Raw genomic sequence first — 25,964 nt, 5'->3', positions numbered from 1 at the left:
TGATCGCCGAGGTGCTCGACGCCGCGGTACGGCTCGTCGTGATCGTCGCGGTCTTCCTGGTGCTGCCGCTGGTCGCCGGGCAGATGGAGCACAAGGTCATGGCGCACATGCAGTCGCGCCTCGGTCCCATGTACGCCGGGGGCTTCCACGGCTGGGCCCAGCTGATCGCCGACGGCGTCAAGTTCATGCAGAAGGAGCAGGTGATCCCGGCCGCGGCCGACCGCCGGGTCTTCACCCTGGCCCCCGGCGTGGCGCTGGTCCCCTATCTCCTGGTGCTGGTCGTCATCCCGGTCGGACCGGGCCTGGTCGGGGTCGACCTGGACGCCGGGCTGTTCTTCGTCCTGGCCGTGATGGGGGTCGGCGTGCTCGGCTCGATCATGGCCGGGTGGTCCTCGGGCAACAAGTACTCCGTCCTGGGCGGGATGCGCTCGGCGGCTCAGCTCATGGCGTACGAGCTGCCGCTGGTCCTCGCGGCCTCCAGTGTCGCGATGGCGGCGGGCACGCTCTCCCTGCCGGGCATCGTGGAGGCCTGGCAGTGGTGGTGGCTGCCCTGGCAGGCGATCGGCGGCGTGGTCTTCTTCGTCGCCGGGCTCGCCGAGCTCCGCCGCCCGCCGTTCGACATGCCGATCGCCGACTCCGAGCTCATCATGGGCCCGATGACCGAGTACACCGGCATGAGATTCGCCCTGTTCATGCTGGCCGAGTACGCCGGGATCATCGTGGTGTCCGCGCTCACCAGCGTGCTGTTCCTCGGCGGCTGGCAGGGCCCCTTCCTGCCGGGACCGGTGTGGATGCTCCTCAAGGTCTTCCTGCTGGTCTTCGTGATCATCTGGCTCCGGGTGAGCTATCCCCGCCTCCGCGAGGACCAGCTGCAGAAACTCGCCTGGGTCGGCCTGGTGCCGCTGGCGCTGGTCCAGCTCGCGCTGACGGGAGTCGTCGCCGTCGCCATGGGGTGACCCGTTTCGGACAGCCGTTCCCGCGTCGTACGGGACGATCCGACGTTCGAAGCGCCCACGCAGGGCAGGGAGTAAATACACTCTGTGACACCACCTGCCAAGGACGGACCGCATGACCCTCGCGCTTGCCGTGGAAAAGGATGAACTGGTCGTCGATGTGCCGGAACATCCGCCGGTGCGGCTGCCGCTCGCCGGGGAGGGCCGGGCGAGCACGCTGCTGATCTTCGGTTATCCCGGCAGGGGGAGGACGAGATACGGCCTGGCGGTGCTCGACGAGTCCGGCCTGGTCATGCTGGAGGCTCCCGGATCCCGTTCGAAGCGGGCGGTGAAGGCGTTCGCCGCGGACAACGGGCTGGAGTTCGAGTTCCGGGCGTTCGAGACGCCGCAGCGGGCCAGGGTCGCCCTCGCCCGCAGGTCGCCGAGGTGGCGCGCGGTGACCTGGCGCAGGGCTCCCGCGCCCCTGCCGCGCCTGCGCGTGCCCGGCGCGAGAAGCCTCAGACCGCCCCTCAGCTCGCCGAAGGTGTGGTGGCGCGAGCAGCTGCTGTACGTGCTCATGTGGGCGGTGCTCGCCTACGGCGCGGTCTTCGTGGCGCTCGTGCTCCTCAACCTGACCGAGACCCGCGCCGACGTCACCCGGGGGATGGGCCCGCTCGGGATCGCCGCCCTGGTGCTGGCCGCGCTGACGGTCGCCGGGGCCGTCGTCGTGGTCGGGGTCGGCCGCCGCAGGTCCCGCAACCAGACCGCCCAGGGGCGCGTGCTCAGGCGCGAGGGCCAGCCGCACTGTCGTCTGGTGGTCGTCCACGGCCGCCTGCTGCTGGAGACCGCGCGCAGGACCCGCGAGCTGGACGCGTCCGAGCTGCTGCTGTACTCGGCGGAGTCCGGGGTGACCGGCCTGCTGGTGGGCGGGGAGCTGTTCCACCTGCCGGGGCGCTGGGACGCCGCCGAGGTCGAGCGCTTCGCCACCGGGAACGGCCTGGAGCTCACGACCCGCACGCTGACCCGCGACGAGTACCTCGACCTGACGGCGCGGACGAAGGACGCGGTTCCCTAGCCGTCTGTCCCTACTGCACGATCCGCAGCATGATGTCGGCGGCCGTGGGCCGGTTGCCCGGCTCCTTGTCCAGGCAGGCGGCGGCCAGCGGGCGCAGTGACCGGGGCAGGGCCGTCAGGTCCGGATGGTGGTTGATCACCCGGTTCAGGATGGCGGGGATGGTGTCCTCCCCGAAGGCCGCCTTCCCCGAGGCGGCGAAGATCATGGTCGCGGCCCAGCTGAACACGTCGGTCTCCGGGCCGATCGTCCTGCCCGCGAGCTGTTCCGGCGACATGTAGGCGGGGGTGCCCATGATGTTGCCCGACGTCGAGGTGACCTGGTCGAGGGCTCGGGCGATACCGAAGTCGATGACGCGGGGGCCGTCGGCGCCGATCAGCACGTTGGCCGGTTTGAAGTCACGGTGCACCACTCCGGCCCGGTGGATCGCGGCCAGCGCGCCCGCCGTGGCCAGGGCCAGCCGGGTCAGGCCGTCCTCGTCGCGCGGGCCCCTGTCGCGGATCAGCTGCTCCAGGGAGTCGCCCTCCACGTACTCGCTGACGACGTACGCCTGGTCCTCGTTGATGTTCACGTCGAGCACCCGTGCCGTGGAGAACGTCGCCACCCTGCGCGTCGCCTCCACCTCCCGCAGGAACCGCTCCCTGACCACCTGGTTGCCGTTGAAGTGCTCGTGCAGCACCTTGATCGCGACCTTCTGCCCCTGCGGGGTCAGCGCGAGGTGAACCGTTCCCTGGCCGCCCTTCCCCAGGTTGCCGATCAGCCGGTACGGCCCCAGCCAGCCCTGGGGGGTATGGGTGTTCCGGCCCTGGGTGAAGGGGGCAGACGTGTGGGTGGGCTGGCCCTGGGTGTACTGGGGCGGCGCGTACTGCGGTGGCCCGTGCTGATACCCGCCGTGGTGCGGGGGCGGCGGCTGTCGCGCGGGCGGGTGCGTGATCGAGGTCGCGGTGGGGCCCGTCTGGTACGACGGCGTCCGGGGCGGTCCCTGGACGTGGCCGTACCCGGGCGGCGGACCTGGGCGGAACTCCTGGGATGGTCCCTGCCGGAACTCCTGAGGCGGTCCGTGCCGGAACTCCTGGGGCGGTCCCTGCCGGAAAACCGAGCCCCTGAGGATCAGCGCGTGGCCCAGCCCGCCGATCCAGCTGCCGAACAGGCCGATCGTCGCGATGACGTCCAGCACGACCGGGATGCTCTCGGAACTCCCGTAGATCGCGGCGGCGACCATGAAGATGCCGATGCCGATGCCGTAGAGGACGGCGGCGACGGCCAGCAACGGGCTCCGCAGCCGGCGCGCGGCGTGGCCGATGACGAACGGTGTCCCGATACCGCAGGTGAACAGGGGTACCAGCGTCCACACGACGCTCCATGCCGTGTTGGATCGCGCCGGTGGTCGCGACTGCCAGACCGGCCCGTACTGGTGGGACATGTGGCGAACAATACGATTCTTTCAGGATCTCCGCAGTCGCTTCGACGGTGAACCGGTGGTTGGAGGACGGTTATCGAACACACAGTCTGTGGATAACTTCTGTGGATAACTCGGTTCCCTTGGTCCTGAGGGTCTCCGGGGCCCACGCATTCCCGAGTGCCCCGCTGTGCGCCATGATGTTGAGTTGTGGCACGGATACCAGGAGTGGGGCTGGCGAAGGGGCTTTCCGTCACCCTTCGCCACATGCTGAGCAGATCGGTGACCCACCAGTACCCCGAAGTCCGGCCGGAGTTGCCCCCGAGGAGCAGGGGGGTGATCGCGCTGGTCGAGGAGAACTGCACGGTGTGCATGCTCTGTGCCCGCGAGTGCCCCGACTGGTGCATCTACATCGACTCCCACAAGGAGACCCTCCCTGCCCCGGAGGGCGGCCGTCCCCGTGCCCGCAACATGCTCGACCGCTTCGCGATCGACTTCTCCCTGTGCATGTACTGCGGGATCTGCATCGAGGTCTGCCCCTTCGACGCGCTGTTCTGGTCTCCGGAGTTCGAGTACGCCGAAGGTGACATCCGTAATCTCCTTCACGAGAAGGACAAGCTGGCGGCCTGGGCGCAGACCGTCCCGCCGCCTCCGGGCCACGAGCCCAACGCCGATCCGCCGAAGGAACTCGCGGCCACCTCCCGCCCGATCCGCCCCCGCCCCACCCCTTCCGAGCCTGCTCCCGGGGCTGCTTCTGGGCCTGGTCCCGCTCCCGCTCCCGGGGCTGGTCCCGCTCCCGCCTCTGGGCCTGGTTCCGCTTCTGGCTCTGCTTCTGCCTCTGGGCTTGGGCCTGCTCCTGCCTCTGGCTCCACCTCTGCTCCTGGAACTGCTCCCGCTTCTGCTTCCGGGCCCGGCTCCGCTTCTGCCTCTGGGCTTGGGCCTGCCTCTGGCTCTGGGACTGGTCCCGCTTCCGGTACCGCGTCCAGGCCCATCTCTGGCCCGGGGCCCGGAGCCTCCGCGCCCGGTGCGTCGGCTTCCCCGTCAGGCGCACAAGCTTCCACGGCTGGTTCCCCGTCCGGCTCCGCTGCCTCCTCTCCCGGTTCTCCCGATTCTCCGCCCGGTGCCTCGGCAACCCCTGACTCCCCTGCCGATTCCTCGTCCGGATCCGATCTCCCGGCCGGTTCCATCGCCGCTCCGGGCACAGCGGCCTCCGCGCCCGGCACTCCGTCCTCGTCCTCGTCCTTGCCGTCCGGCGTCTCGCCTTCCGCGCCGCCTGGCACCCTGCCCTCCCCGCCCACCGCACCGGCTCCCGGCGACCCCGACGCGCCGCCCGCCCGGCACGGTCCACCGCCGGGTAGATCGTCCAGACCGGCCACCTCGGCCAGCCACGCGAGCGTCCGGGCCATCCGGCCACCGGGTGCCCTTCCGAAGAAGAACGATCCGTCCACAGGCGGGCCGTCCGTCGAGAAGTTATCCACAGGTAGGGGCGACGCGCCTCCGGCGGCGGCCGGGCCGGGGCAGACTCCTCCCACGGATCCGAGTGGAGAGCCCGAGGAGGAGACGTGACCGAGGTGCCGTCCTACCTGTCGCCGACCGGGCAGGAGATCGTTTTTCTTCTGCTGGGCGCGGTGGCCGTCGGGTCGGCGCTGCTCGTCGTGACCACCAGGCAGCTCGTCCACGCAGCGCTGTGGCTGGTCGTCTGCTTCGGCGCGCTGGCCGGGTGCTACCTGGTTCTCACCGCCGAGTTCGTCGCCTGGGTCCAAGTGCTGATCTACGTCGGCGCGATCGTGGTCCTGCTCCTGTTCGGCATCATGCTCACCCGTGCCCCGATCGGCAGGAGCACCGACCTCGACAGCCCGAACCGCCCGACCGCGGCGATCGTGGCGATCGCCACCGCGGCCGTGCTGGTCACCGTCGTCGTCGACGGCTTCCGCATGGCGTACGTCCCGCTTGAGCCGGGTGGTGGCTCGGCCGGTGAGCTCGGTTCCAGCATCTTCCGCAACTGGGTGCTCCCGTTCGAGGCGCTCTCGGTGCTGCTGCTCGCGGCTCTGATCGGTGCCATCGTCCTGTCCCGTACGGACATCCGGGGGAGGGACTGACGTGCACGTCGTCTATCCCCTGGTCGTCTCGGCGCTGCTGTTCTCCATCGGCGTGTACGGGGTGCTCGCCCGCCGCAACACGATCCTCGTGCTGATGTCCGTCGAGCTCATGCTCAACGCCGTCAACCTCAACCTGGTCGTCTTCGACGTGTGGCTGCGCGACCGGCTGCATGGCGGGCAGGTCCTCACGCTGTTCGTCATCGTGATCGCCGCCGCCGAGGTCGGCCTCGGTCTCGCGATCATCCTCGCGCTCTACCGCAACCGCCAGACCGTCGACCTCGACCGCCTCCGCTCCCTGTCCGACTCCACCACCACCGGCTCCCGCGACACCGATCCCGCTCACGCCGACCCGGTAGCCGCCATACCGGCCCCCGGCGACGCCGGTGCCCACTCCTCGTCCAGCTCCCCACCCCGGTCCCAGGCCCGGAACCAGCCCCCGGCCGAGTCCCAAAGCCTGCCCCAGACCCAGACCGGAACCGTTACGCGGCGGCCCGCGCCCGAGGCCGGACCAGAGGCGGACACCAGGCCGGGTGACGCGCCATGATCACCATCGCCTCGCTCGTGATCCTGCTGCCCTTCCTCGCGGCGGCCACCGGCCTGCTCGGCTCCCGCTTCCCACGGCGTCTCCACGGCGCGACGCCCCCGGAGACCGGCGACGGCATCACCCCCAACACCACCGCCTCCAAGGTCGGCACCTCCGAGGTCAGTACCGGCACCGACGCCAACCGCAGGGCCGCCTGGATCGCCGTGGTGCCCACCGCGATCTCCACGGCCCTGGCGATCTGGCTCGCCTACGCCACCTGGGCGGCGGGCGGAGGCGGAGCCGAGCCGTCCGCCCCGGTCGGGTCAGGAGCCCAGGGGGCGATCGACGGTGTCAGCGCGACGTTCACCGTCATCGAGACGGGCTCGGTGCCGATCTCGGTCGGATTGCTGGTCGACGGCCTCGCCGCGTCGATCGCCGTGCTGGTCGCCGTGGTCGCGCTGGCCGTGCAGGTCTACTCCGTCGGTTACATGCGCGGCGACCGGCGCTACCCGTCCTACAGCTCCTTCATCAGCCTGTTCACCAGCGCCATGCTGCTGGTCGTCTACGCGGCCGACCTCATGGTCCTCTACGTGGGCTGGGAGATCATGGGCCTGTGCTCGTACCTGCTGGTCGGGCACTGGTGGGAAGACAGGGCCAACTCGCGAGCGGCGATCAAGGCGTTCCTCGTCACCCGGATCGGCGACGTCGGCTTCCTGTTCGGCATCTTCGTCCTCGGGACGGCGGCGGGCAGCTTCAGGATCGCCGACGTCATCGCCGGGGTCCCCGAGATGTCGTCCGGCACGCTCATCGCCGCCACCATGCTGCTGCTGGCCGGGGTCGCGGGGAAGAGCGCCCAGGTGCCGCTGCACGTCTGGCTCCCCGACGCGATGGCCGGACCGACGCCGATCAGTGCCCTCATCCACGCGGCCACCATGGTCGCCGCGGGCATCTTCGTCGTCGCCCGGCTCTACCCGGCCTTTCTCGGTGCCCGCCCCACCCTGGACGTCCTCGCGGTCCTGGCCGCCCTCGGCATGCTCGGCGCGGCCCTCGCCGCCTTGGCCCAGGACGACCTCAAGCGTGTCCTCGCCTACTCCACGATCAGTCAGCTCGCCTACATGGCCGGTGCCCTGGCCGCCGGGTCCCGGAGCGCCGCGACCTTCCACCTGATCACCCACGGCGCTTTCAAGGCCCTTCTCTTCCTCTGCGCCGGAGCGGTGATCCACGCGGTCGGCTCCAACCTGATGAGCACGATGGGAGGCCTCAGAAAGGAGCTTCCCGTCACCTTCGCCGCGATGACGATCGGCTTCGCCGCGCTGGTGGGCCTGCCCCCGGCCAGCGGTTTCTTCAGCAAGGACGAGGTGCTGGTGGCCATCGAGCGTTCCCTGTCCTCGGGGCCGCTGACAAGCGCGGCGGCCCTGCTGCTCTACGGCTGCGCGCTCGTCACGGTCGCGGTGACCGGTGCCTACGCCACCCGCGCGTGGCTGCGCACCTTCTTCGGGCAGCGTGCCCTCCGGCCGGAGCCCGAGCCCGCGTCCGGTGTGCCTCACACCGCCCACGCCTCCCACGCCGCTTCCCCCACCGCCGTTCACGCCGCCCAGACCGCCGTTCACGAGGCTCCGGCCACCATGCGCTGGCCCATTCTCGTCCTGGCCGTCCCGGCCCTGTTCCTCGGTTTCGCCCGCATCGGTGACGTCCACTGGGGCACTGCCGTCCTCAGTCTCGCGGTGGCGCTGCTGGGCGCGGGGGTGGTCTACGCCGTGTGGCGCTCCGCCCCCCTGGACGACCCGGCCCGCCTGCTCGGCCCCCTCAGGGCCCCCTGCGAGCACGCCTTCCACGTCGACTCCCTCTACACCGGGCTTTTCGTCCGGCCCGTGCTGCTCTTCGCGAGCCTCGTCGCCCGCACCGACAGCCGGGTGGTGGACGGTGCCGTGCGCGGCTCGGGCCGGGCGACCCTGGGCCTGGCGGGCCTGGTCCGCCTGGTGCAGAACGGCAATGCCCAGCTCTACATCACCGGCCTGCTGGCCGGGGTCCTCCTGATCGCGGCCGGGGCGGTGATCTTTAGATGATCTCTCTGCTGTTCTGGGGCATCGTGGCCCTTGTCGTGCTGCTCCTCATCCGTCTGGCGGTGACGCGCCGTTGACCTCCTCTCCGCGACCGGCCCCGATGCCGAGCACGGGACCGGCCCCGACACCGAGCACAGGGCTGACCCCGACAGCGAACACAGGGCCGTGCCCAGGGCCCAGCCCAACACGGAACACGGGATCGACCCCAACACCGGACACAAAACCGGACGCAAGGCCGACACCGGATACAGGGACGAACACGGGGCCCGGCTCCCGTGAGGTTGAGGTGGCCACGCCATGAGCTGGGTGCTGATCGCGCTCCTCGGCGTACCGCTCGCCGGGGCCGCCGCGCTGCTCGTACCACCCGGGGCGGACGTCGCGGCCGGGAAGCGGCTGCTCAGGGTGCACGGCCTGGTCGTCTCCGGGATCACGTTCGCGCTGTCGGTGCTGCTGGCCGCCGCGTTCGACTACGGGGACGTGGCCCGGACGCAGTTCGTGACCGACCTGGCCTGGATTCCCGGTCTCGACCTCAGGTTCCACCTCGGCGTGGACGGGATCTCGCTGCCACTGGTCGTGCTGACCACGCTGCTGACCTTCCTCTGCTTCGTCTACCTGTGCCGGGGCCGCGCCGACGGTCCCGGACAGCTGCTGGGGCCCCGGCCGGGCGGCAACCGGCCACGGGCGTTGGTGTTCACGCTGCTCATCCTCGAAGTGGGCATGATCGGCACGTTCCTCGCGCTCGACCTGCTGCTGTTCTTCGTGTTCTTCGAGGTCGTCCTCATCCCGATGTACTTCGTGATCGCCATCTGGGGCGGGCGTGCCCGCCGGGCGGCGGCGATCAAGTTCATCCTCTACACCCTGCTCGGCTCGGTGGTCCTCCTGCTCGGCCTGCTGCTCATCTGGTCGCAGACCGGCACCCTGGACATGACCGCCCTCGCGCGGGCACGGGGGACGGGCATGTCCCCCTCGGTGCAGACCCTCGCTTTCCTGGCCGTCGGCATCGGTTTCGCGGTCAAGACGCCGATGTGGCCGCTGCACACCTGGCTGCCCGACGCCCACACCGAGGCGCCGACCGTCGGCTCGGTGCTCCTGGCGGGCGTGCTGCTCAAGATGGGCACGTACGGCTTCGTCCGTGTCGCGATCCCGATCCTGCCCGACGGCGCCGCCGCGACGGCCCCCTGGCTCGGAGCCTTCGCGGTGATCGGCATCGTCTACGGCTCGCTGGCCTGTCTCGCCCAGCGCGATCTCAAAAGGATGATCGCCTACTCCTCGGTCGGCCACATGGGGTTCGTGCTCCTGGGCTTCGCCACGCTCACCCCGGCCGGGGTCAACGGTGCCCTGTTCGGCAACATCGCCCACGGCCTGATCACGGCCCTGCTGTTCTTCGTCGCCGGAGCCGTCAAGGAGCGCTACGGCACCTCCGACATACCGGCCCTCGGCGGTGGCATGCTCACCCGCCTTCCCCGTCTCGCGTCCCTGCTCACCTTCGCCTGCGTCGCCTCGCTCGGGCTGCCGGGCCTGGCGGGTTTCTGGGGCGAGATGCTGGCCCTCCTCGGTGCCTTCGAACCGGCCGCGGGTCTGTCCCGCCCCCTCTACCTGGTCTTCATGGCCCTCGGAGGTCTCGGTACGGTGCTGACCGCCGCCTACTTCCTGCTCATGCTCTCCCGCGTCACCCACGGCCGGAGCACCGAGACCGTCCACGTCCCGGTCCTGGCCGGGGTCCCCGCGGGCGGTCTCCCCTCCACGGGCCCGACCGGGGAGGAGGGCGATCACGGGGAGGGCGGCTACGAGGGAGGCGCCCCCACCTCCGAGGCAGGCGGGAAGGACCTCCCCGTGGCGGCCGTCGGCGCGGGAGGCGCGTCCCCACCGGCGTCCCCTCCGGTGCCGACCTCGGGAACGGCGCCCTCGGCGCCCTCGACACCCTTGGCGCTCTCCGCGACGACACCGGCGGTGACCGGGGGGACGACCTCGGGCACGACCGCGCGAGTGCCCTCGGGAGCGACGAGCACCGGCAGGTCGCGCATGCCCGACGTCACGGGCTACGAGCTGGCCGCCTGGGTGCCGCTGGTCGCGCTGATCCTGCTGTTCGGGCTCTGGCCCAAGGCGCTTCTCCTCCTCACCGATCCGGTGGTCCGGACCCTGGTGGGCGCGCCGTGATCCAGTCGATCGACTACTACGCGGTCGCGCCGCCCCTCATCCTCGCCCTCACCGCCGGGCTCGTGCTGATCCTGGACGCCTTCCTGCCCAGCAGGCCGTACGTCCGGACGGCGCTCGGCGCGGTCACGCTGGCCGGGGTGGTCGGTGCCCTGGCGGTGGTGATCTCCCAGGCCGTGCGCGCCGGAGACCCGCTGAGGACCTTCTGCGTACCCGAGGGGCTGCTCGGCTCCCCCCACGCGGCGATCGGTGCCATCGTCCCCCCGGTGACCGGGTCGACGGCACCCGCGACCGCCGTGGCGCCGTGCTCGTTCGTGGTCGACGACTTCACGCTGGTCTTCGCGGGGCTCGCGCTGTTCGCCGGGATCGTCGTGGTGCTGCTGTCGGCGGCCGAGCTCTCCTCCGGGGACATCCCCGTCGGGGAGTGGTACTTCCTGCTGCTCTGCACGCTGGCGGGTGCCGTCGCCCTGCCCGCCTCCCGCGACCTGATCATGCTGGTGGTCGCGCTGGAGCTTGTCTCGCTGCCGGTGTTCGCGCTCACCGCGCTCAAGCGTTACGACGGCCGTAGCTCCGAGGCGGCGGTCAAGCTCTTCCTGGTCTCCGTGGTCTCCACGGCGGTGATGCTCTTCGGGGTCTCCCTGCTGTACGGGACGACCGGCACCGTCTACCTCGACCGGATGGCCCACGTCCTGCGACAGGACGTCCCCGCCGCCACCGGCCTCGGGCCCGGCCAGGGAGGCATCGGAGAAGACAGCGCTTACGAGTCCCTGCTGGAGATCGGCTACGACCTGCCCGCCGTGGTCACCGTGGCCGTGGTCCTGGTCCTCGCCGGGTTCGCCTTCAAGATCGCGGTGGTGCCGTTCCACGCGTGGGCGGGCGACGTCTACCAGGGCGCCCCCGTCCCCGTAGCGGCTCTGCTGTCCGTCATCTCCAAGGCGGCGGGGTTCGCCGGGCTGATCCTCATCCTGGTCGTCGCCCTGGGCGGCCAGGGGGCCACCTGGGTTCCGCTGATCGCGATCCTCGCCGGGCTGACCATGACCGTGGGCAACCTCCTGGCCATGCGCCAGCGTCACGCCGTGCGGCTGCTCGCCTGGTCGTCCGTCGCCCAGTCGGGCTACATCCTCGCCCCCCTCGGCGTCAGGAACGACGAGGCGCTGAACGCCTCGGTCGCCTACCTGGTCTTCTACGCGGCGATGAACCTCGGGGCGTTCGCCGTGGTCACGCTGGTGTCGAGGCGGGCGGGCGGGGGAGAGCTGGACGACTACCGGGGCCTGGCGTTCCGGAGCCCGGCCGCCGGGCTGGCGCTGGCCTTCTCCCTGATCTGCCTGGCGGGCCTGCCACCGGGGCTGGCCGGACTCTTCGCCAAGATCGTGGTGTTCCGGGAGCTCCTCGGCGGAGGCGGTGGCTGGCTGGCCGCCGTCATGGCGGTCAACACGGTCATGGGCCTCTACTACTACGTCGCCTGGGTCGTACGGATCTTCACTCCGGCCCCGGTGACCGCGAGCGCCACGCCCGGAAGCGCCACGCCCGGAAGCCCCATGGCGGGAGGCGTCGCGCTCGGGAGCGCCGTGACCAGGGGTTTCACCCCTGGGAGCGCCACGGCGGGAGGTGCCGCGCCCGGGGGTGACGTGACGGAAGGTGCCGCGCCCGGGAGCGTGCGAACGGACGGCCGCGGTGCCGGATGGATACCCGCGAGTGTGGCCGTCGCGGTGGCGGCGATCGTCGCGATCGCGTTCTCGGTCGCCCCCCAGCTGGTCCTCGACCTCGTCCCCGCGGCACTCATCTCCGCGGGCTGAACCGCCCGGGAACGTTCGACCTGGCCGGAGACGTTGTCACAGGTGAATCAGCATCAACCGAAAGGGGGGTGTAGTGCATCACAACGGTCTGCGTACCGCGGTCCTCCTCGGCGCACTGTCCGCGGTGATCATCGCGGTGGGGGCGTGGCTCGGAGGTGGCGTCGGCGTGCAGATCGCGGTCCTGATCGCGCTGGCGACCAGCGCCGCCGCCTACTTCTTCTCCGACCGCATCGCGCTGTCCGCCATGCGCGCCCGGCCGGTGGGGGAGGTCGAGCAACCGCTCCTCTACCGGATCGTGCGCGAGCTCTCCACCGAGGCCCGCCAGCCCATGCCCCGGCTCTACGTCTCGCCGACCATGCAGCCCAACGCCTTCGCGACGGGGCGCAACCCCCGCAACGCCGCGGTCTGCGTGACCTACGGGATCACCCAGATCCTCGACGAGCGCGAGCTGCGCGGAGTCATCGGGCACGAGCTCTCCCACGTCTACAACCGCGACATCCTGATCTCCTCGGTGGCCGGGGCGCTCGCCACCATGATCACCTACCTCGGCTACGTCGGCCTGTTCTTCGGCGGCGGGGACGACGACGAGGGCCCGGGGTTCATCGGCGTGCTCCTCATGATCGTGCTCGGCCCGGTCGCGGCCGGAATGATCCAGATGGCCATCTCCCGCTCCCGCGAATACCAGGCGGACGAGTCCGGTGCCCGGTTGACGGGTGACCCGCTGGCCCTCGCCTCGGCGCTGAGAAAGATCGAGATGGGCGCCCGTCAGCTGCCTCTCCCGGAGAACGGCAGGATCGCCTCCGCCTCCCACCTGATGATCGCCAACCCGTTCCGCGGCGCCGGGATCGGCAGGATGTTCTCCACCCACCCGCCCACCGCCGAGCGCGTCGCCCGCCTGGAGCGCATGGCCGGTTACCGCCGCTGACCCCGCGCTCCCATGCTTCATGAGCCTCTCCGGCCCGCGTACGGGTCAGGGGGTCAGCCCGGTGACGATCGGGTTGTAGACGGATCCGGGCACGACGAAGCCCCCCACGCGTTCCGTCCCGCCCGACTCCCGATCGACCCGATACCAGGTGTAGCGGGTGCCGCCCCCCTTCCTGATCCTGCGCGGGATGACCGTCTGCAGGTCGAGGCGGCCCTCGCTGTTCCAGCGCATCCGGGTCGGGGTCCTGTCGGCGGGCACCGCGATGGGGACGCCCCTGGGGATGCCGCCGGTGGGTACGCTCCACAGCCGGATCCCCGCGTCACGCGCCGTGAAGTGGGCGACGGTCTCGCCGTCCGGGCCGAGCGCGCCTCCCACCGGGACGCGTCCCCGCTCGCTGAAGGGCGACATCGAGTAGATCCCCGCCTGGAACGTGTCATCCACCACGAGCACGAACTTCGCGTCAGGGCTGAAACTCCACGGCCGCAGCCCGGGCGGCACCTGGACACCCTCCCCGCTGTACGTGTCCAGGATCCGATACTCCCCGCCGATGCCCAGCACCGCGTACCGTCCCCCCGGGGAGAGTTCGACCCGTGCCGCGCGCATGGCGTTCGACCACATCACCCCCGGCACCGCGCGCACCTCGCCGGTGGCCATCTCCCGTACCACCAGCGCCCCGTCCTCCAGCTGGAAGTACGCGACATACCTGCCGTTCGGTGCCAGTGCCAGTGGTGCCCGTTGCCTGCCCGCGGAGAACACTCGGGCGGCGGGGAGCGCGACCACCCTGCCGCCGCGTACCCAGAGCTTCCAGGGAGCGCAGACGCACCCGTCAAGTCCGGCGTACCGGACCGGAGGTCTCGCGCTCACGGCCGCCGCGGGGAAGCCCGCCCCCATGACCACGGCGACCGCGCCGACGCAAACGCTCAAGCGGCAGAACAACCCCACCGAGGCCCCCCGAATCTCCCGGACACGCGGGGGGCGCGGGCTTACTGTACGCCTCGGGGAAGGCCGTCCGGCGGTGTCGCCGCGAGTGTCACCCGGCCGAGGTGGAAGCGGAAACCCTTCCGTAGCGGGACGAACGGACCGGCCCCACGAGGACCTGCCTCCGCGAGGACCGGCCCCTGCGCGCACCGGTCCCTGCGAGGACCTGCCTCCGCGAGGACCGGTCCCGTCCGGGACGGCCCTGGCCGTCTCAGGAGTGCTGCGTGACCGGGTCGGTCTCCTCCGCGGAGAGGCCGGGGATGCCGTCGATGCTCTCGCGGTTCTCCCGCGCCCGGTGGGTGCGCCGCTGCTGGACGTCCTTGCGCCCCGCCCACTCGTCCAGCAGCGTCCGGTCCCTGTCGAAGGACATGAACGGCACCGAGAAGCCGCAGGAGTCGGAGATCCGGTCGCAGTCGACGACGATGATCGACCGCACGCCCGGATGCGGGCCGAAACTCTTGAGCAGAGTCGCGAAGTCGGGGCTCTCCGGTACGACGACCCGGCCGGTGCCGTACAGGCGGAGGATGTTGGGAGGGCCGGAGAAGGCGCAGAACATGACCGTGATGCGGCCGTTCTGGCGAAGGTGGGCGATCGTCTCCACCCCGCTGCCCTCCAGGTCCAGGTAGGCGACGGTGGTGTCGTCGAGAACGGCGAAGGTGTCGGCGTATCCCTTGGGGGACATGTTGACGTGGCCGCCCTCCTCGGGGGCCGTGGCCACGAAATAGACCTGCTGCGCTCCGATGAACTCACGCAGCCGGTCGTTGATCCTGTCGTGAATTTTCCCCATGAACAGCACGATAGTTCTTTGGTGTTCGCCGGTCGGCACCGCGTCCGGTGGTCGCCCTCGGCTTGGTAGCCGCAGGCCGGTCGATGACGCGTCACAGGCCCCGGACACCCGCGCCCGCGCCGTCGGTGAACGCGCCGGAACGGGAGCCCTTCGAAGCCGTTAACGCCCGGAGCCGCTACCGCCCATTTTCGGCAATGACCCCGGGAAAACGTCGCGGCGATCGCGTTCTCTCACCGATGGGCGCGCCCTTTCTTCCGTACTTCTCGCCCGGGTCGCCGGTGGCCCGCCTCCCCATCCGTCAAATGATCGTTTCGACGCGCCCCGCACCTCGAAACGGAGCCGCTCTGACAGGGGCGTTCGACAGAACTTCACCTCGCGGCACGTACGGGTCACGACGCTTTCCCGATGACCTGGGACTTTGTCGCGACACGACTCCGGCCTCCACTATGGGGACGGTCCCCATCGGAATAGAACGCCGCCCGAAACTCATATTTCTTAAGTTAACTATAGATGGCGACAATCGAACCGGGTGAAAGGTGATTTTTCTCCGGTGGCCCAGGATCAACATTGTCGCCACTGGTTTTCGGCGAACCGTGCTAAACAAAATTATTGCTATTTCAATGGGATGGCTCATAAGGTGACGCCAGTAGACGGCGCCGCGGCCCGATCGCTGCCGCCAGGCCGTATTCCTTGTGCGCCCGGCGAGCGCGGAAACGAGGTGGCGAATGGCCCGCAGAAGAATCCGGGAACCGCTCACCCAGGCCGTCCAGGACCTGGAACGCCACGATCTCGGTGTGGAATCCCCGCACACGCTGGATCTCGTCGCGCGGCTGAGGGACGTTCTCCAGCAGATCGTCCAGGTGCGCGCCGGGGAGATCCGGATCGTCGCGCTCGGCGCGGCGGCGTCGATGAAGTCCACCGTGCTGCGGCTCCTGCTCGGCCGTTCCGACGCCCTGGAGGTGGGGCCGGGCGCGGTGACCGTGGCGGCCACCGAGCTGCGGCTGCGGCAGTCCTCCGACCCGGAGGCCACTCCCCGGGTCCGCATCCTGACCCTCACCGAGGAGGCCGCGCGCCGCCGGGCCCGCGCCCTGCTCGACGTCGGCGAGGACGACCCCCGCCCGCTCGCCGACCTCGCCCGGCAGCCGCACAAGAACCAGCTCCTCGTCGAGGACATGGCGAGGGCGGCGGGAGTCCTCGGTTACGGGGCCGTCTACGACGAGACGTCCTTCAGGGCCAAGGGCGGCTCGCTCACCTTCGACGGCGACGGCGTCGGTGTCGCCCTGATCGCCCGCGTGATCGTGGAGCTGCCGGTGAGCCCCGGGGCGTGGAACCTGTCGTGGACGGGCGGTCGCAGCGTCGTCGTGGTGGACACCCCCGGCACCCGCATGGGCGGCGCCCTGGAAAATGTGATCATCAAGGAGATGGAGTCGCGCGCCCACATCGCCCTGCTCACCATGACCTGCAGCCCAGGCTCCTCCCACATCATCCCGGTGGCGCCGCCGGGGGCGCACGGAGTCCTGGTGGCGACGAAGCTGGACAGCGTCGAGAATCCCGGCGAGTCCCACGAGGTCCGTACGCTCGAAGCGGTCATCACCGCTCACCTCCAGGAGCTGGGGCGGGGCGGGCGGCAGGCCGCGCTCGTCGCCGTCAGCGGACCCTGGGCCATGGGCGACGAGGGAGCCTGGAACGCCTTCGATCCCAAGAACGGCATCATCTGGCAGGGCGCCATGGCCAAGCGCGAGCTGTGGCGGGAGGGGCTGGCCGCGCCCGCCGCGCAGGAGGGCCCGTTCCGGGAGGCGGTGCTGGCCGCGCTCGACGACGGAGGCGTGGGGCGGCTCCAGCGGACGATCAGGACGCTCGCCGACAGCGACCCCGGACGGCTGGACGACGAGGAGCTCGACCGGCTTCTCGCCCTGGGCACCGACCTGACCAGGCAGGCCCTGGACGCGCTGCCGAACCCCGGCGACCTGGAAAGGGCCGTGGCCGACCTGCGGGACCGGGCCAGGACCGACCCGACGCCGATCACCGAGCTACGCGAGATCGCCGCCGAGCTCTCCGCGGGTCTCGTGTACGGCTCCACCGCGTGGATAACGGTCCGCCAGGTGTTCCAGCGGCGGCAGGAGCGCTGGCTGGGGCCGACCAAGGACGTCCACGAGGCGCTGGCCGGGGTCGACTTCACCGCGCTCGCCCTGGAGGCCGTCGAGGAGACGAGGGAGGAGCTGGCCAAGTCCCTGGCCGAGTGGCGGAACGGCTACTCCGTCCCCGGTTTGAAGGGCTCGGTCACCGCGGCGGCGGAGGACGACACCGACGACGCCGCGGATGCCACGGACGCCGAGATGGCACGGCAGTTCTCCGCGCTGGTCAGGCGCCTGCTCGCACAGCTCACCGGCTACGGCCGTACGGACGACGACGTCCCGGTACGGGCCCGTCACGAGGACGCCCACGCGGGCTGGCTCACCTACCGGGTGGTGGCGAGGACCAGGGACGAGATCGCCAGACTCCTGGAGCGCATGCTCATCGCCCTGTTCGAGGACACCGCCAGGCGGGCCAGGGAGGACTTGATCGGATATCTCTCCCAGCCGGTCAGCTCCGACGGCACGCCACTCCTCACCGAGGTGCTCGACTCCGTCCACAGCGGCCTGATGCAGCTTTCGGCCACCAGGTCCGGCAGTGAGGAGTGACGAGCCGCGTCTGTGGCTGGGGCGACGGCCCGGTGAGGCCCTGCTCAGTCTCGGCGCGGGCACCGTTCCCGGCGAGATCGAGCGGGTGGACGTGCTGGACGGCGCCGCGGTGGTCACCACCACCCACCTCTCCCCGGCGCGCGACGGCGCGGCGCTGGACCTGGACCTGCCCCTCGTACCGTGGCGCGGCGATCTCGCCCAGCCGACCGTCGTCGTCTTCTACCGGCGTCCCCAGCCCGCCAGCCGGGTCCCCCCACCTCTGGCACGGAGCGGCTTCCGCCTCCACCCGTCACAGATCAAGGACCTCACCATGACAGAGCCCCAGTCCTCCGACGACGAGCGGGACCTCATCTCCGCGACGTTCGACTTCGGGACCAGCCGCGCCGTGTGCGCCATCGCCGACAACCGGGCCGTCTACATGGACGACGGCGCCCTGCCCGCGGAAGGCGTGAGGCGGGCGGTCAAGATCGTGCACATCGACCTGCGCCCGGACGCCGACCCGGGGCTGGAGATCGACCGCAGGACCTCCCGGAGCCCGCTCGACTGCGCCCTGGCCTGGCAGCAGGTGCTGAGCAGCCCGCCCCTGGACATCAACCACCTGCACACCACCAAGCTGCGCAGCAGCGACCTGATCGTCGCCGGGGGGAAGGTCGACTTCGCGGACGAGAGCGTCGGTGAGCAGGGCCTCCGGCTGCGCGGCGTCAAGCGCCACCTTGTGGATCTCGGCGAGGAGATCCCGTCCACGGGACTGAGGGGGGACGAGGTCTTCCGCCAGGTCTACGAACGCTTCGCGCAGCTCGTCCAGCACGAACTCGGCCTCGGGGACGGTGTGCGGATCAGCCGCGTCAACGTGACGTACCCCACCAAGCTGCCGCCCGACCGGCGTGACGACCTGCTGGCCGTGGTGAGAAAGCTGGCGCCCCGGGTGGAGATGACCATCGACGAGGCCGCGGCGGCGGCCGGTTTCTTCCTGCTCAAACGGTTCGGCGCGGACGCCCTGCTCGGCGTCGAGGCGTTCAAGCTGCACGCCCGCTGCCCCGAGGGCCCGCGCTCCTGGGAGGCCCCGGACACGTGGGCGGCGGCCAGGGAGTGGCACGAGAACCTGCTCGTCATCGACGTCGGCGGCGGCACGACCGACTGCACGCTGGTGAAGGCCGCGGTGGCCGACGTCACCGCGCCCGCCGCCGGGCAGTCTCCCGGCCGCTTCTACCTGCTGCAGCCGCAGGTGCTCGCCTCCGGGGGACGGATGCACCTGGGCGGGGACATGCTCACGCTGAGCATCTTCAAGGAGCTGAAGAAGCGGCTGGAGGTGGCCGAGGAGCGTACGAAGTTCCAGGGGGCGTCCTCGGCGATCGCCGAGGAGCGGCGCGAGGCGTTCGACGTGCTCTGGCAGGCGGCCGAGCAGGTCAAGCACCGGGGGCTGAGCGGTGACCGGGCGCGTGACGTCACGGTCCGCGTCGTCACCGAGGAACGCGGCAAGGAGGGCGCCGACGTCGTCCACCTGGTCTGGGCCGACCCCGCGGACGCCGACGAGCGACGGGAGCCGCTGGCCCGCGTCGCCGAGACGACCGTCACCGCCGCCGAGATGGCCGCGCTGGTGGAGCCCGCGGCCCGCCGGATCGCGGCGCTGGCCGCGGGGATCGCCCACGGCGGGCTGGCGTCCGCTCCGCACCGGGACGCCGTCTCGCGCCGCCAGTCCGTGGACCACGTGCTGCTCTCCGGCGGGTCCATGCTCTCGGGATACCTGCGGCGGCGGGTGGAGGAGCTGCTGCGGACCCTGTTCGACGAGGACGGGATGGACGCCACGTTCGAGGTGGTGTTCGACGCCCAGCACTGCAAGACCGGCACGGCCCTGGGCGGCATGTACCTCAACGCGGTCGCGGACTTCGGCGTCTCCCCCGAAGACCCGAGGGTGGTCGAACGGCTGCGCGAGGGGCGCTCCTACTTCAACATCGACCCCTCCCTGCTGCACGTGAACCTGGCGGCCGACTTCCACCTGCGGACCAGCCACAGCAGTGACTTCACCCTGGTGTTCCGCCGGGGGCAGGCCCTCAGCACCGACGGCGGAAGCACCGCCTACGCGGAGAGCGCCGGTGAGTACCCCGTCGCCTCCAAGATCGAGATCCACCGGTACGACGTGTCGCTGAACCGGGCCAAGCAGTCTGACAGCAGCGAGACCCAGTGGGCCGCCTACACCGGCATCCCCAGGGAGGAGGCCGACCAGCTGTCGCGGGCGGGGGTGCACCTGCGCCTGGAGATCGACCAGGAGGAGCGGATCACCATGCTGCTCTGCAAGGGCGTTCCCGGCTGGGAGCTGACCGGCCCGTACCACGAGCTGCCCGCCCCGCTGTCCCGGCTGGCGCACGTCCCCGAGCCGCAGAGCAGGGACGCGGCCGGTGCCGAACCGACGCCGGTCGTCTCCCACGACCTGTACGTCGACGTCTACAGCCCCGGCCTCGGGGTGCAGTCGCCCGAGCTGCTGCTGCGGGCCGGGACACCGGTCCCGTGGGGCGGCCTCGTCCTGCCGGTCCGTGGCAGGACCCTCTACTGGCGTCCCACCACCGGCTCGGCGGGCCACGCGGAAGGGGAGAAACAGCGCCAGAGCTTCAGGGACCGGTTCTCCGGGCGCTCCCCGAACAGGGACGACCACGGCGCGGCCGGGGAGAACGGCGACGACTCCCGGCAGCCGGACTTCGTACCGATCACGGAGCTGGCCCGCAGGTCCCGGTGGCTGTCCATCGACAGGGAGGGCCTGCTGCGCCTGCACGACCAGCGCCCGGAACGGCTCACCGTGGACGCGCACACGGACCTGTACGACGCCCCCCAGGGAAAGGTCTTCCGCCGGGTCCTGGGATCCGGCGCCCAGTACGACGAGACGAAGGACCCCTTCAGTGGAATTCACTGAGCCCGCCCCCGCCGGTGACGACCTGGCCGGTCAGCTCGCGGCCGACCTCACCGAGGTTCTCGGCCGCCCGCTGAGCCCCGGTGACTTCGTCCCGCGACGGGACGGCGCCGCCGCCCCGGTCGTCGGCACGCTCACCACCACCTCCCCGCGCCGCAGGCAGACCGCCTGCCGCCTGCTCACCGAGTACGTCCGGGCGGGATCCGCCGAGCAGGGCACGAGCCCGGAGGCCCCGGGGCCGGTGAGCCTCGACATCGCGACCCTCCTGGTGGGCGAACACCCGCTGCTGCCCGGCCTGCGGCTCACCGCCCTGCCCTCCGGGCTGTCCCCGCAGGAGACACTGAACCGGCTGGTCCCCACGGCGGCGATCCTCGTGGGCGCGATGGGGCAGGTCGTCTGGGTCGAGCCGGGCCGGGGCGCCGAACGCGTCCCGGGATGGGTGGCCAGGTTGCGGACGCTGGCCAGGCTGGAGGAGATCGGCACCGCCGGGGACGACCCCGGCGGCCGGGTGGTGGCGCTGCACGAGGCCGCGTCGTCGGTGTACGTACCCGGCGCCGAGCCGGGGAGCGCGTGGACGGTCCTGATCGAGACGCTGCGCAACCAGGCGCTGGCGGCGCTGAACGACCTCGGCGAGGGCGTCAGGGGCGACCTGTACCGCCGCGAGGACGACGGGTTCGCGCAGGTGGTGGACCTCAAGCTCAGCGCGGTCCTGGACGGCCACCCGGCGGGTTCCGGCACCGTGCTCCAGGTCGTCAGGCTGCCACGGCGCCGGGCCGACCGGACGACGCGCGGCTCGGTCCTGTTCGCCGCGGGGGTGTCGTCATGACGCTCTTCCCCATCTACGTACTGGCGGACCGGTCGGCGTCGATGGCCGCGAGGGCCGGGGAGGTCACGGCCATCGAGACCGTGAACACCGTCATCCGCGAGCTGATCGAGGACCTGTCACGGGACCCGACGATCTGCGCGACGGTCCGCCTGGGGGTGATCTCCTTCGCCGAGGAGTCCTCGGTGGACCTCCCCCTGACCCGCCTCTCCTCGGCCACGAGGTGCCGTACGCTCCTCGCCGGGGGCGGCACGTCGTTCGCCTCGGCCTTCGAGACGGCGGCGCGGGCCGTCACCGCCGACCTCGCGGCGCTGGAGTCGCCGCAGAACCCGATGGTCTTCATGCTCACCGACGGCAGGCCCAACTCCAGCCGGGACGCCCGCCGGGGCTGGGTCTCGGAACGGCAGGCGCTGCTGTCGGCGGCCGGGGACGGACGCCGGGTGCAGCTCGTCCCCTACGGGTTCGGCTCGGTGGACGTCGGCGCGCTGGCCTCGATCGCCTCCGACCCGACGGCCGCCTACCTCGCGGGGCAGAGCGACACCCCCGCGCAGGCCCTCCGGAGGTTCTCAGAGCTGATCTTCGGCTCGGTCACCTCCAGCATCGCCCACGGCGAACCCCGGACCGTGGCACCGCCGGGCAGCCGCGTGCTCTCCTACGAAGAGAACTGACATGTCCGATTTCCCGGCGATGGACTCCATGAACCGCCCCTGGCTGGAACCGGGCGTCTACCGGGGCAGGTCGGAGACCGTGCCCCCACTGCTGGCCTACGACGGCGGGCAGGTGGGGACCCTCACCGTCCGCGCCGGGTGGGTGGCCGCGGAGAAACGCCGCCCCTGGCACAACTGCAACGACTCGGTGACGGTGTGGACGGACCCGGAGGAGACGGTCTGCCTGCTCGCCGTCGCGGACGGCGTCGGGGACGGCGACGGCGCGGGAAGAGCCGCCAGGGCGGCGACGGCACTGGGGGTACGGGCCTTCCGCGAGCGCTGGGAGAGCGCGGGCTGGGAGCGGCGCTCCTCGCTGGAGACGATGCTGCGCCAGACGGTGGCGGACCTCGACGCCACGCTCGCCGACCGCGCGTCCCGCGCGCTGGAGGCGTCCGGCGGCTACCGGACCACCGTGGTGCTCGCGGCGACCCCGGCGACCGTGCCCCCGGGGGGAAGCGTCCGCGCCGTGGTGGCCAGGGTCGGCGACTCCACCGCCTGGCGGATCGGTCCGGGCACCTCGGAACCGGTCTTCGACCCGGCGCCCCCCGGTCTCCCCAGGACGAACGTCACCCACGCGCTCCCCGGCCACCACAACAAGCTTGAGACGCGCACCGTCCTGATGTCCGACGGCGAGGTTCTCGCGTTGACCACGGACGGCCTGGCGGCGGGTACCCGCGACGAGCGCGCCCTGGGCTACCTCGCCTCCATGTGGGCCTCCCCACCCACCCCCCTGGAGTTCCTCGGCACGCTCGCCGTCCGGCGCGACGACCGCGACGACGACCGGGCCGCCGCCGTCGTCTGGTTCGGCCACTACGAGACCAGGTCCGCGCGGGATGGCTGACGGGGTTCCCCGATGACGGAGACGATCGACGACCTGCTCTCCCGGCTGGACCACGCGGCGCTCGGCTGGTGGCTGGTGGCCGTCGTCGTCGCCGCCCACCTGCTGGCCGAGCTGCCGCGCCGCAGGGTGACCCGGGAGCTGACCCGGGCACGCCGGGAGTCGCGAACCGCGGCGGAACTGCGCCTGCGGCTGCGGAACCCGGCCGGTACGGCCACGTCGGGCACGTCGGGCACGTCGGGCACGTCGGGCACGTCCACCGTACTGACCCCGACCCGCCGGGCCGAACTGTCGGCCGAGGCGGCGGGCGCCCGGCGGCGCGCCCGGCTGGCCCGCAGGCGCGCCGCCACGACATGGGCCGCGCTCGTGGTCGTATGGCTCGCGGCGCAGGCCGCTGTGCTGCGCTGGCACGTCAACGCGTACTGGTTCGGGTCCCTGGAGATGACCGACCTGTCGCGTGCCGTCCTGGTGGCGATCGCCGCCTGCTGGCTGGGCCTGTGGTGGGCGTCGCACCGCTCGGGGGACCCCGCCGCCTTCGACCGGGCGTCCGCGTGGGTGACGTACGTGGTGCTGGCGAACGTCGCACTGATCCTGCTGGCCGACACGGAACGAACGGCCTCCACCTTCGCCGCCGTGGAGGTGATCGCGTTCTCCCCACTGGTACGGCGGATCATCGTCACCGCCACCCGCAGGCCCGCGCAGGTGGGCGGCACGCAGGTAGGCGGTGTGCATGGCGCGCAGACGGGCGGTGTGCAGACAGGTGGCGTGCAAACGGACACCGCGCGGGCAGGCACCGCGAGGGGGAGCGCCGCACAGGTGGGTGCCACACGAGTGAGTGCCACGAGGGAAAGCACCACGCGGGAAAGTGCCACGCGTACCGCCACGCACCACTCACCGGCGGCCACCGCCCCCACCGTGGAGGACTCACCGGCGGCCACCGCCTTCACCGTGGAGGCCACGAAACCGTTCCCGGTCCGCCGCTCCGGCCGGCCGCTGCCCGCCATCCCGCTCGGCGAGGTCACGGTCGAGGACGCGGTGGGACGGATGGGACACATCCGGCGGGCACGTGTGGCCTCCTCCGACGAGGAGATGATCCTCAAACAGTTCACGCCGCCGGAATCCGGTACCGAACGCAACCCGACCAGGCCGTACGCCGCCTACGGTGAGCTGCTGTCCCGCGCGAACTCGCTCGCCCCGGCCGAACGGGCACTCCTGGACCGCGTCGCGCTGTGGCCGCACGCCGTGGTGACCAACGGCTCCCAGGCCGTCGGCGTGCTCTACCGGAAGATCGGCCCGCCGTTCCTGCTCAGCCGGGGAGACGCCCAGACCGGCGACTACCTGTGGGCCGGGGAACCGGCGCACAGCGGCTGCCAGACCGCCAGCCACGTCCAGCGAGGGCAGGTGCTGCTCGACGTCGTCCGCGCCCACGAACTGCTCCACGGCCTCGGCCTGGCACACGGGGACACCGCCTGGAAGAACTTCGTGTACGGCGTGGAGGGCGGGGCCGGGCGGGGCCTTCTCATCGACGTGGACGGAGTGACCGCACTCGACGACACCCAGCCCATCCTGCTACGCCAGCTCGGCTGGGAGGTGGACGACGCGCTCTCCCCCGTCGAGCGGGACCGGGTGCGGGTAGCCCTGCTCGTAGCGCGCCTGGCCTCCCCCGAACCACAGTGGAACAGCCGATCCGTACCGGAGAACGGCGTGTCCTGGTTCACCCCGGCTCTGCGCCGTCTCACCCGAATGACCATGAAAAAGCCGGTGGCGGGAATGACCACCCGCCTGCGTACCGCCCTCGAAGAGGCACTGTCCTGAAAGCACCTCGAAGCGGCACCGCCTTGAGAAGTCCTCAAAGCGGCGCTGCCCCGAATGAAGTCCTCGAAGGGCGCTGCCCTGAAAGGACCTCGAAACGGCACTCTCTTGAGAGGAACAGCGGCACCGAGTCTTGAAACGGGCAGCGGCGCCGGGCCTTGAGGTGAGTCAGAGACGCCGAGCCTTGAAAGGAGCAAAAGCGCAGAGGCGCCGAGCCTTGAGAGGGACAGAGGAGCCGGGCCCTGGGGAGTCAGAGGTGTCGGGCTTTGAGGGGCAGCGACGCCGAGCCCTGAAAGGGATAGCGGAGCCGGGCCTTGGGGAGTCAGAGGTGTCGGGTCTTGGTGGGTAGCGACGCCGAGCCCTGAATAGGGACAGCGGCGCCGGATCTTGAGAGGGACAGAGGTACTGGGCCCTGGGGAGTCGAGGTGTGGGGCCTTGGCAGGCAGCGACGCCAAGCTCTGAAAGGGGCAGCGGAGCCGGATCTTGAGGAGAGTCAGAGGCGCCGGGGAACTCTCGGACGGCCAACTCAGGCTGATCTCCAGCGATCGGTCACCCCTCATCGCCTGAAACAGGTGAGCGGCCAGGGGGAGCGGCCGGGGCGCAAGAGAGCCCCTTGCCCCGGCCGTGTGCCCTGGATATGTCCTCCCGGAGCAGCGAAGTTCCGAAACCGCAGGTCAGAGCCCTGGGTTCCCCTCCGTTAGCGGTAGTTCGAGAACTGAAGGGCGATCTCCAGATCTTTGCCCTTGAGCAGGGCGATGACCTCCTGCAGCTCATCCCTCTTCTTCGAGCTCACCCGCAGTTCCTCGCCCTGGATCTGGGCCTTGACACCCTTGGGGCCCTCGTCGCGAATGATCTTCGAGATCTTCTTGGCGTGCTCCTGGTCGATGCCCTCCTTGAGGGTCACCAGAAGCCGGTACTCCTTGCCGGACAGCCTGGGCTCGTCCGCGTCCAGGATCTTGAGGGAGAGCCCCCGCTTGATCAGCTTGTCCTTGAAGACGTCGAGGACCGCGTTGGCGCGCTCCTCGCTGTTGGCCTTGATCTCAACGGCCTTCTGGCCCCCCGACCAGGCGATGGTCGCGCCGGTGCCCTTGAAGTCGAATCGGTGCCCGACCTCCTTGACCGTCTGGTTCAGCGCGTTGTCGGCCTCCTGGTGGTCGATCTTGCTAACGATGTCGAACGATGAATCCGCCAAAGCACAATCCCCTCTGACCTGCTAGAACTATGAATCGCTGCCCGGCCCCCGGAAGCTGCGGACCTTGAATCGCGGCGGCGCCCGCGAGCCGGTTCGGTAGACGCGTACGTAACGGATCAGCCTAGCCAGCATCTCCCACCGATGCCGAGGCGGCAGCGTGTCCCCATCCCGCTTCCAGCAGACCTCGCCCCGCCCCGGCGTGTCTCACTCCACCTCGGTACCGGATCCGGAGGGGCCGGGCCCGAAACCGACCGTCACGGTGAAACCCAGGATGTGCACGG

General features: G+C 71.0%; 18 protein-coding genes and 1 pseudogene. 15 read left to right on the top strand and 4 right to left on the bottom strand.

Features of this window, described 5'->3' with window-relative positions:
* Positions 1-2 precede the first annotated feature (2 nt).
* Both nuoH and ACW9TB_RS00090 read left to right on the top strand, forming a co-directional pair.
* The gene (gene nuoH / locus ACW9TB_RS00095) at positions 3-956 is read left to right on the top strand and encodes an NADH-quinone oxidoreductase subunit NuoH (RefSeq protein ID WP_472746512.1); all 954 of its coding nucleotides are present in this window, start codon (positions 3-5) and stop codon (positions 954-956) included.
* Between the two features lie 112 nt (positions 957-1,068).
* A complete protein-coding gene (locus ACW9TB_RS00090) occupies positions 1,069-2,007 on the top strand; it encodes a hypothetical protein (protein WP_472745819.1) in 939 nt (312 codons plus the stop codon).
* Between the two features lie 10 nt (positions 2,008-2,017).
* On the opposite strand, the gene ACW9TB_RS00085 is transcribed toward ACW9TB_RS00090, so the two are convergent.
* Positions 2,018-3,427 (bottom strand): protein kinase domain-containing protein, encoded by a 1,410-nt coding sequence (locus ACW9TB_RS00085; protein ID WP_472745818.1) that lies wholly within the window; start codon positions 3,425-3,427, stop codon positions 2,018-2,020.
* Between the two features lie 243 nt (positions 3,428-3,670).
* Here ACW9TB_RS00085 and ACW9TB_RS00080 point away from each other — a divergent pair, with 243 nt between their 5' ends.
* From ACW9TB_RS00080 to htpX, 7 genes and pseudogenes are all read left to right on the top strand, one after another.
* Positions 3,671-4,969, top strand: a complete 1,299-nt coding sequence (locus ACW9TB_RS00080) for a NuoI/complex I 23 kDa subunit family protein (protein ID WP_472745817.1) — start codon at positions 3,671-3,673, stop codon at positions 4,967-4,969.
* Positions 4,966-5,502 (top strand): NADH-quinone oxidoreductase subunit J family protein, encoded by a 537-nt coding sequence (locus ACW9TB_RS00075; protein WP_472745816.1) that lies wholly within the window; start codon positions 4,966-4,968, stop codon positions 5,500-5,502. The genes ACW9TB_RS00080 and ACW9TB_RS00075 overlap by 4 nt, the downstream gene beginning before the upstream one ends.
* 1 nt (position 5,503) lies before the next feature.
* Positions 5,504-5,785 (top strand): annotated as a pseudogene (nuoK, locus tag ACW9TB_RS00070) (NADH-quinone oxidoreductase subunit NuoK); the annotation flags it as partial.
* A gap of 257 nt (positions 5,786-6,042) precedes the next feature.
* Positions 6,043-8,091, top strand: coding sequence for an NADH-quinone oxidoreductase subunit 5 family protein (locus ACW9TB_RS00065; protein ID WP_472745815.1), 2,049 nt, complete (start codon positions 6,043-6,045; stop codon positions 8,089-8,091).
* A gap of 294 nt (positions 8,092-8,385) precedes the next feature.
* Complete coding sequence (locus ACW9TB_RS00060; protein ID WP_472745814.1) at positions 8,386-10,245, top strand: complex I subunit 4 family protein; 1,860 nt, start codon at positions 8,386-8,388, stop codon at positions 10,243-10,245.
* Positions 10,242-12,038, top strand: coding sequence for an NADH-quinone oxidoreductase subunit N (locus ACW9TB_RS00055; RefSeq protein WP_472745813.1), 1,797 nt, complete (start codon positions 10,242-10,244; stop codon positions 12,036-12,038). Before ACW9TB_RS00060 ends, ACW9TB_RS00055 begins: the two co-directional genes overlap by 4 nt.
* Before the next feature lie 73 nt (positions 12,039-12,111).
* Positions 12,112-12,963 (top strand): zinc metalloprotease HtpX, encoded by an 852-nt coding sequence (gene htpX / locus ACW9TB_RS00050; RefSeq protein WP_472745812.1) that lies wholly within the window; start codon positions 12,112-12,114, stop codon positions 12,961-12,963.
* A 45-nt stretch (positions 12,964-13,008) separates the two neighbouring features.
* On the opposite strand, the gene ACW9TB_RS00045 is transcribed toward htpX, so the two are convergent.
* Positions 13,009-13,887 (bottom strand): WD40 repeat domain-containing protein, encoded by an 879-nt coding sequence (locus ACW9TB_RS00045; protein WP_472745811.1) that lies wholly within the window; start codon positions 13,885-13,887, stop codon positions 13,009-13,011.
* A 265-nt stretch (positions 13,888-14,152) separates the two neighbouring features.
* Entirely contained in the window at positions 14,153-14,728 is a 576-nt protein-coding gene (locus tag ACW9TB_RS00040) for a pyridoxamine 5'-phosphate oxidase family protein (protein ID WP_472745810.1), read from the bottom strand.
* Positions 14,729-15,453: 725 nt separating this feature from the next.
* Here ACW9TB_RS00040 and ACW9TB_RS00035 point away from each other — a divergent pair.
* The 6 genes from ACW9TB_RS00035 to ACW9TB_RS00010 are packed head-to-tail and all read left to right on the top strand — an operon-like array spanning position 15,454 to position 24,494.
* Positions 15,454-17,409: a hypothetical protein gene (locus tag ACW9TB_RS00035; RefSeq protein ID WP_472745809.1), complete on the top strand. Its 1,956-nt coding sequence runs from the start codon at positions 15,454-15,456 to the stop codon at positions 17,407-17,409.
* Complete coding sequence (locus tag ACW9TB_RS00030) at positions 17,399-20,314, top strand: hypothetical protein (protein WP_472745808.1); 2,916 nt, start codon at positions 17,399-17,401, stop codon at positions 20,312-20,314. Before ACW9TB_RS00035 ends, ACW9TB_RS00030 begins: the two co-directional genes overlap by 11 nt.
* Positions 20,301-21,137 carry a hypothetical protein gene (locus ACW9TB_RS00025; RefSeq protein ID WP_472745807.1) on the top strand — a complete coding sequence of 279 codons (837 nt, stop codon included), beginning with the start codon at positions 20,301-20,303 and terminating at the stop codon, positions 21,135-21,137. Before ACW9TB_RS00030 ends, ACW9TB_RS00025 begins: the two co-directional genes overlap by 14 nt.
* Complete coding sequence (locus ACW9TB_RS00020; protein WP_472745806.1) at positions 21,134-21,802, top strand: vWA domain-containing protein; 669 nt, start codon at positions 21,134-21,136, stop codon at positions 21,800-21,802. Before ACW9TB_RS00025 ends, ACW9TB_RS00020 begins: the two co-directional genes overlap by 4 nt.
* Position 21,803: 1 nt before the next feature.
* Positions 21,804-22,682, top strand: coding sequence for a protein phosphatase 2C domain-containing protein (locus ACW9TB_RS00015; protein WP_472745805.1), 879 nt, complete (start codon positions 21,804-21,806; stop codon positions 22,680-22,682).
* Positions 22,683-22,694: 12 nt separating this feature from the next.
* On the top strand, positions 22,695-24,494 hold the full coding sequence (locus tag ACW9TB_RS00010; protein ID WP_472745804.1) for a hypothetical protein: 1,800 nt from the start codon (positions 22,695-22,697) through the stop codon (positions 24,492-24,494).
* A gap of 694 nt (positions 24,495-25,188) precedes the next feature.
* Here ACW9TB_RS00010 and ACW9TB_RS00005 read toward each other — a convergent pair.
* Complete coding sequence (locus ACW9TB_RS00005; protein WP_350969089.1) at positions 25,189-25,683, bottom strand: YajQ family cyclic di-GMP-binding protein; 495 nt, start codon at positions 25,681-25,683, stop codon at positions 25,189-25,191.
* Positions 25,684-25,964: the final 281 nt, after the last annotated feature.

This window comes from Streptosporangium sp. H13245, from assembly GCF_055690525.1.
Note: the sequence above shows the minus strand (reverse complement) of the source record. Positions and strands in the feature narration are given on the sequence as shown.

Coding starts and splice junctions, on each gene's coding strand:
- ACW9TB_RS00085 (WP_472745818.1), bottom strand. CDS start 3,427: ATGTCCCACCAGTACGGGCCGGTCTGGCAGTCGCGACCACCGGCGCGA.
- ACW9TB_RS00040 (WP_472745810.1), bottom strand. CDS start 14,728: ATGGGGAAAATTCACGACAGGATCAACGACCGGCTGCGTGAGTTCATC.
- ACW9TB_RS00010 (WP_472745804.1), top strand. CDS start 22,695: ATGACGGAGACGATCGACGACCTGCTCTCCCGGCTGGACCACGCGGCG.
- ACW9TB_RS00020 (WP_472745806.1), top strand. CDS start 21,134: ATGACGCTCTTCCCCATCTACGTACTGGCGGACCGGTCGGCGTCGATG.
- ACW9TB_RS00060 (WP_472745814.1), top strand. CDS start 8,386: ATGAGCTGGGTGCTGATCGCGCTCCTCGGCGTACCGCTCGCCGGGGCC.
- ACW9TB_RS00090 (WP_472745819.1), top strand. CDS start 1,069: ATGACCCTCGCGCTTGCCGTGGAAAAGGATGAACTGGTCGTCGATGTG.
- ACW9TB_RS00080 (WP_472745817.1), top strand. CDS start 3,671: ATGCTGAGCAGATCGGTGACCCACCAGTACCCCGAAGTCCGGCCGGAG.
- ACW9TB_RS00035 (WP_472745809.1), top strand. CDS start 15,454: ATGGCCCGCAGAAGAATCCGGGAACCGCTCACCCAGGCCGTCCAGGAC.
- ACW9TB_RS00015 (WP_472745805.1), top strand. CDS start 21,804: ATGTCCGATTTCCCGGCGATGGACTCCATGAACCGCCCCTGGCTGGAA.
- ACW9TB_RS00065 (WP_472745815.1), top strand. CDS start 6,043: ATGATCACCATCGCCTCGCTCGTGATCCTGCTGCCCTTCCTCGCGGCG.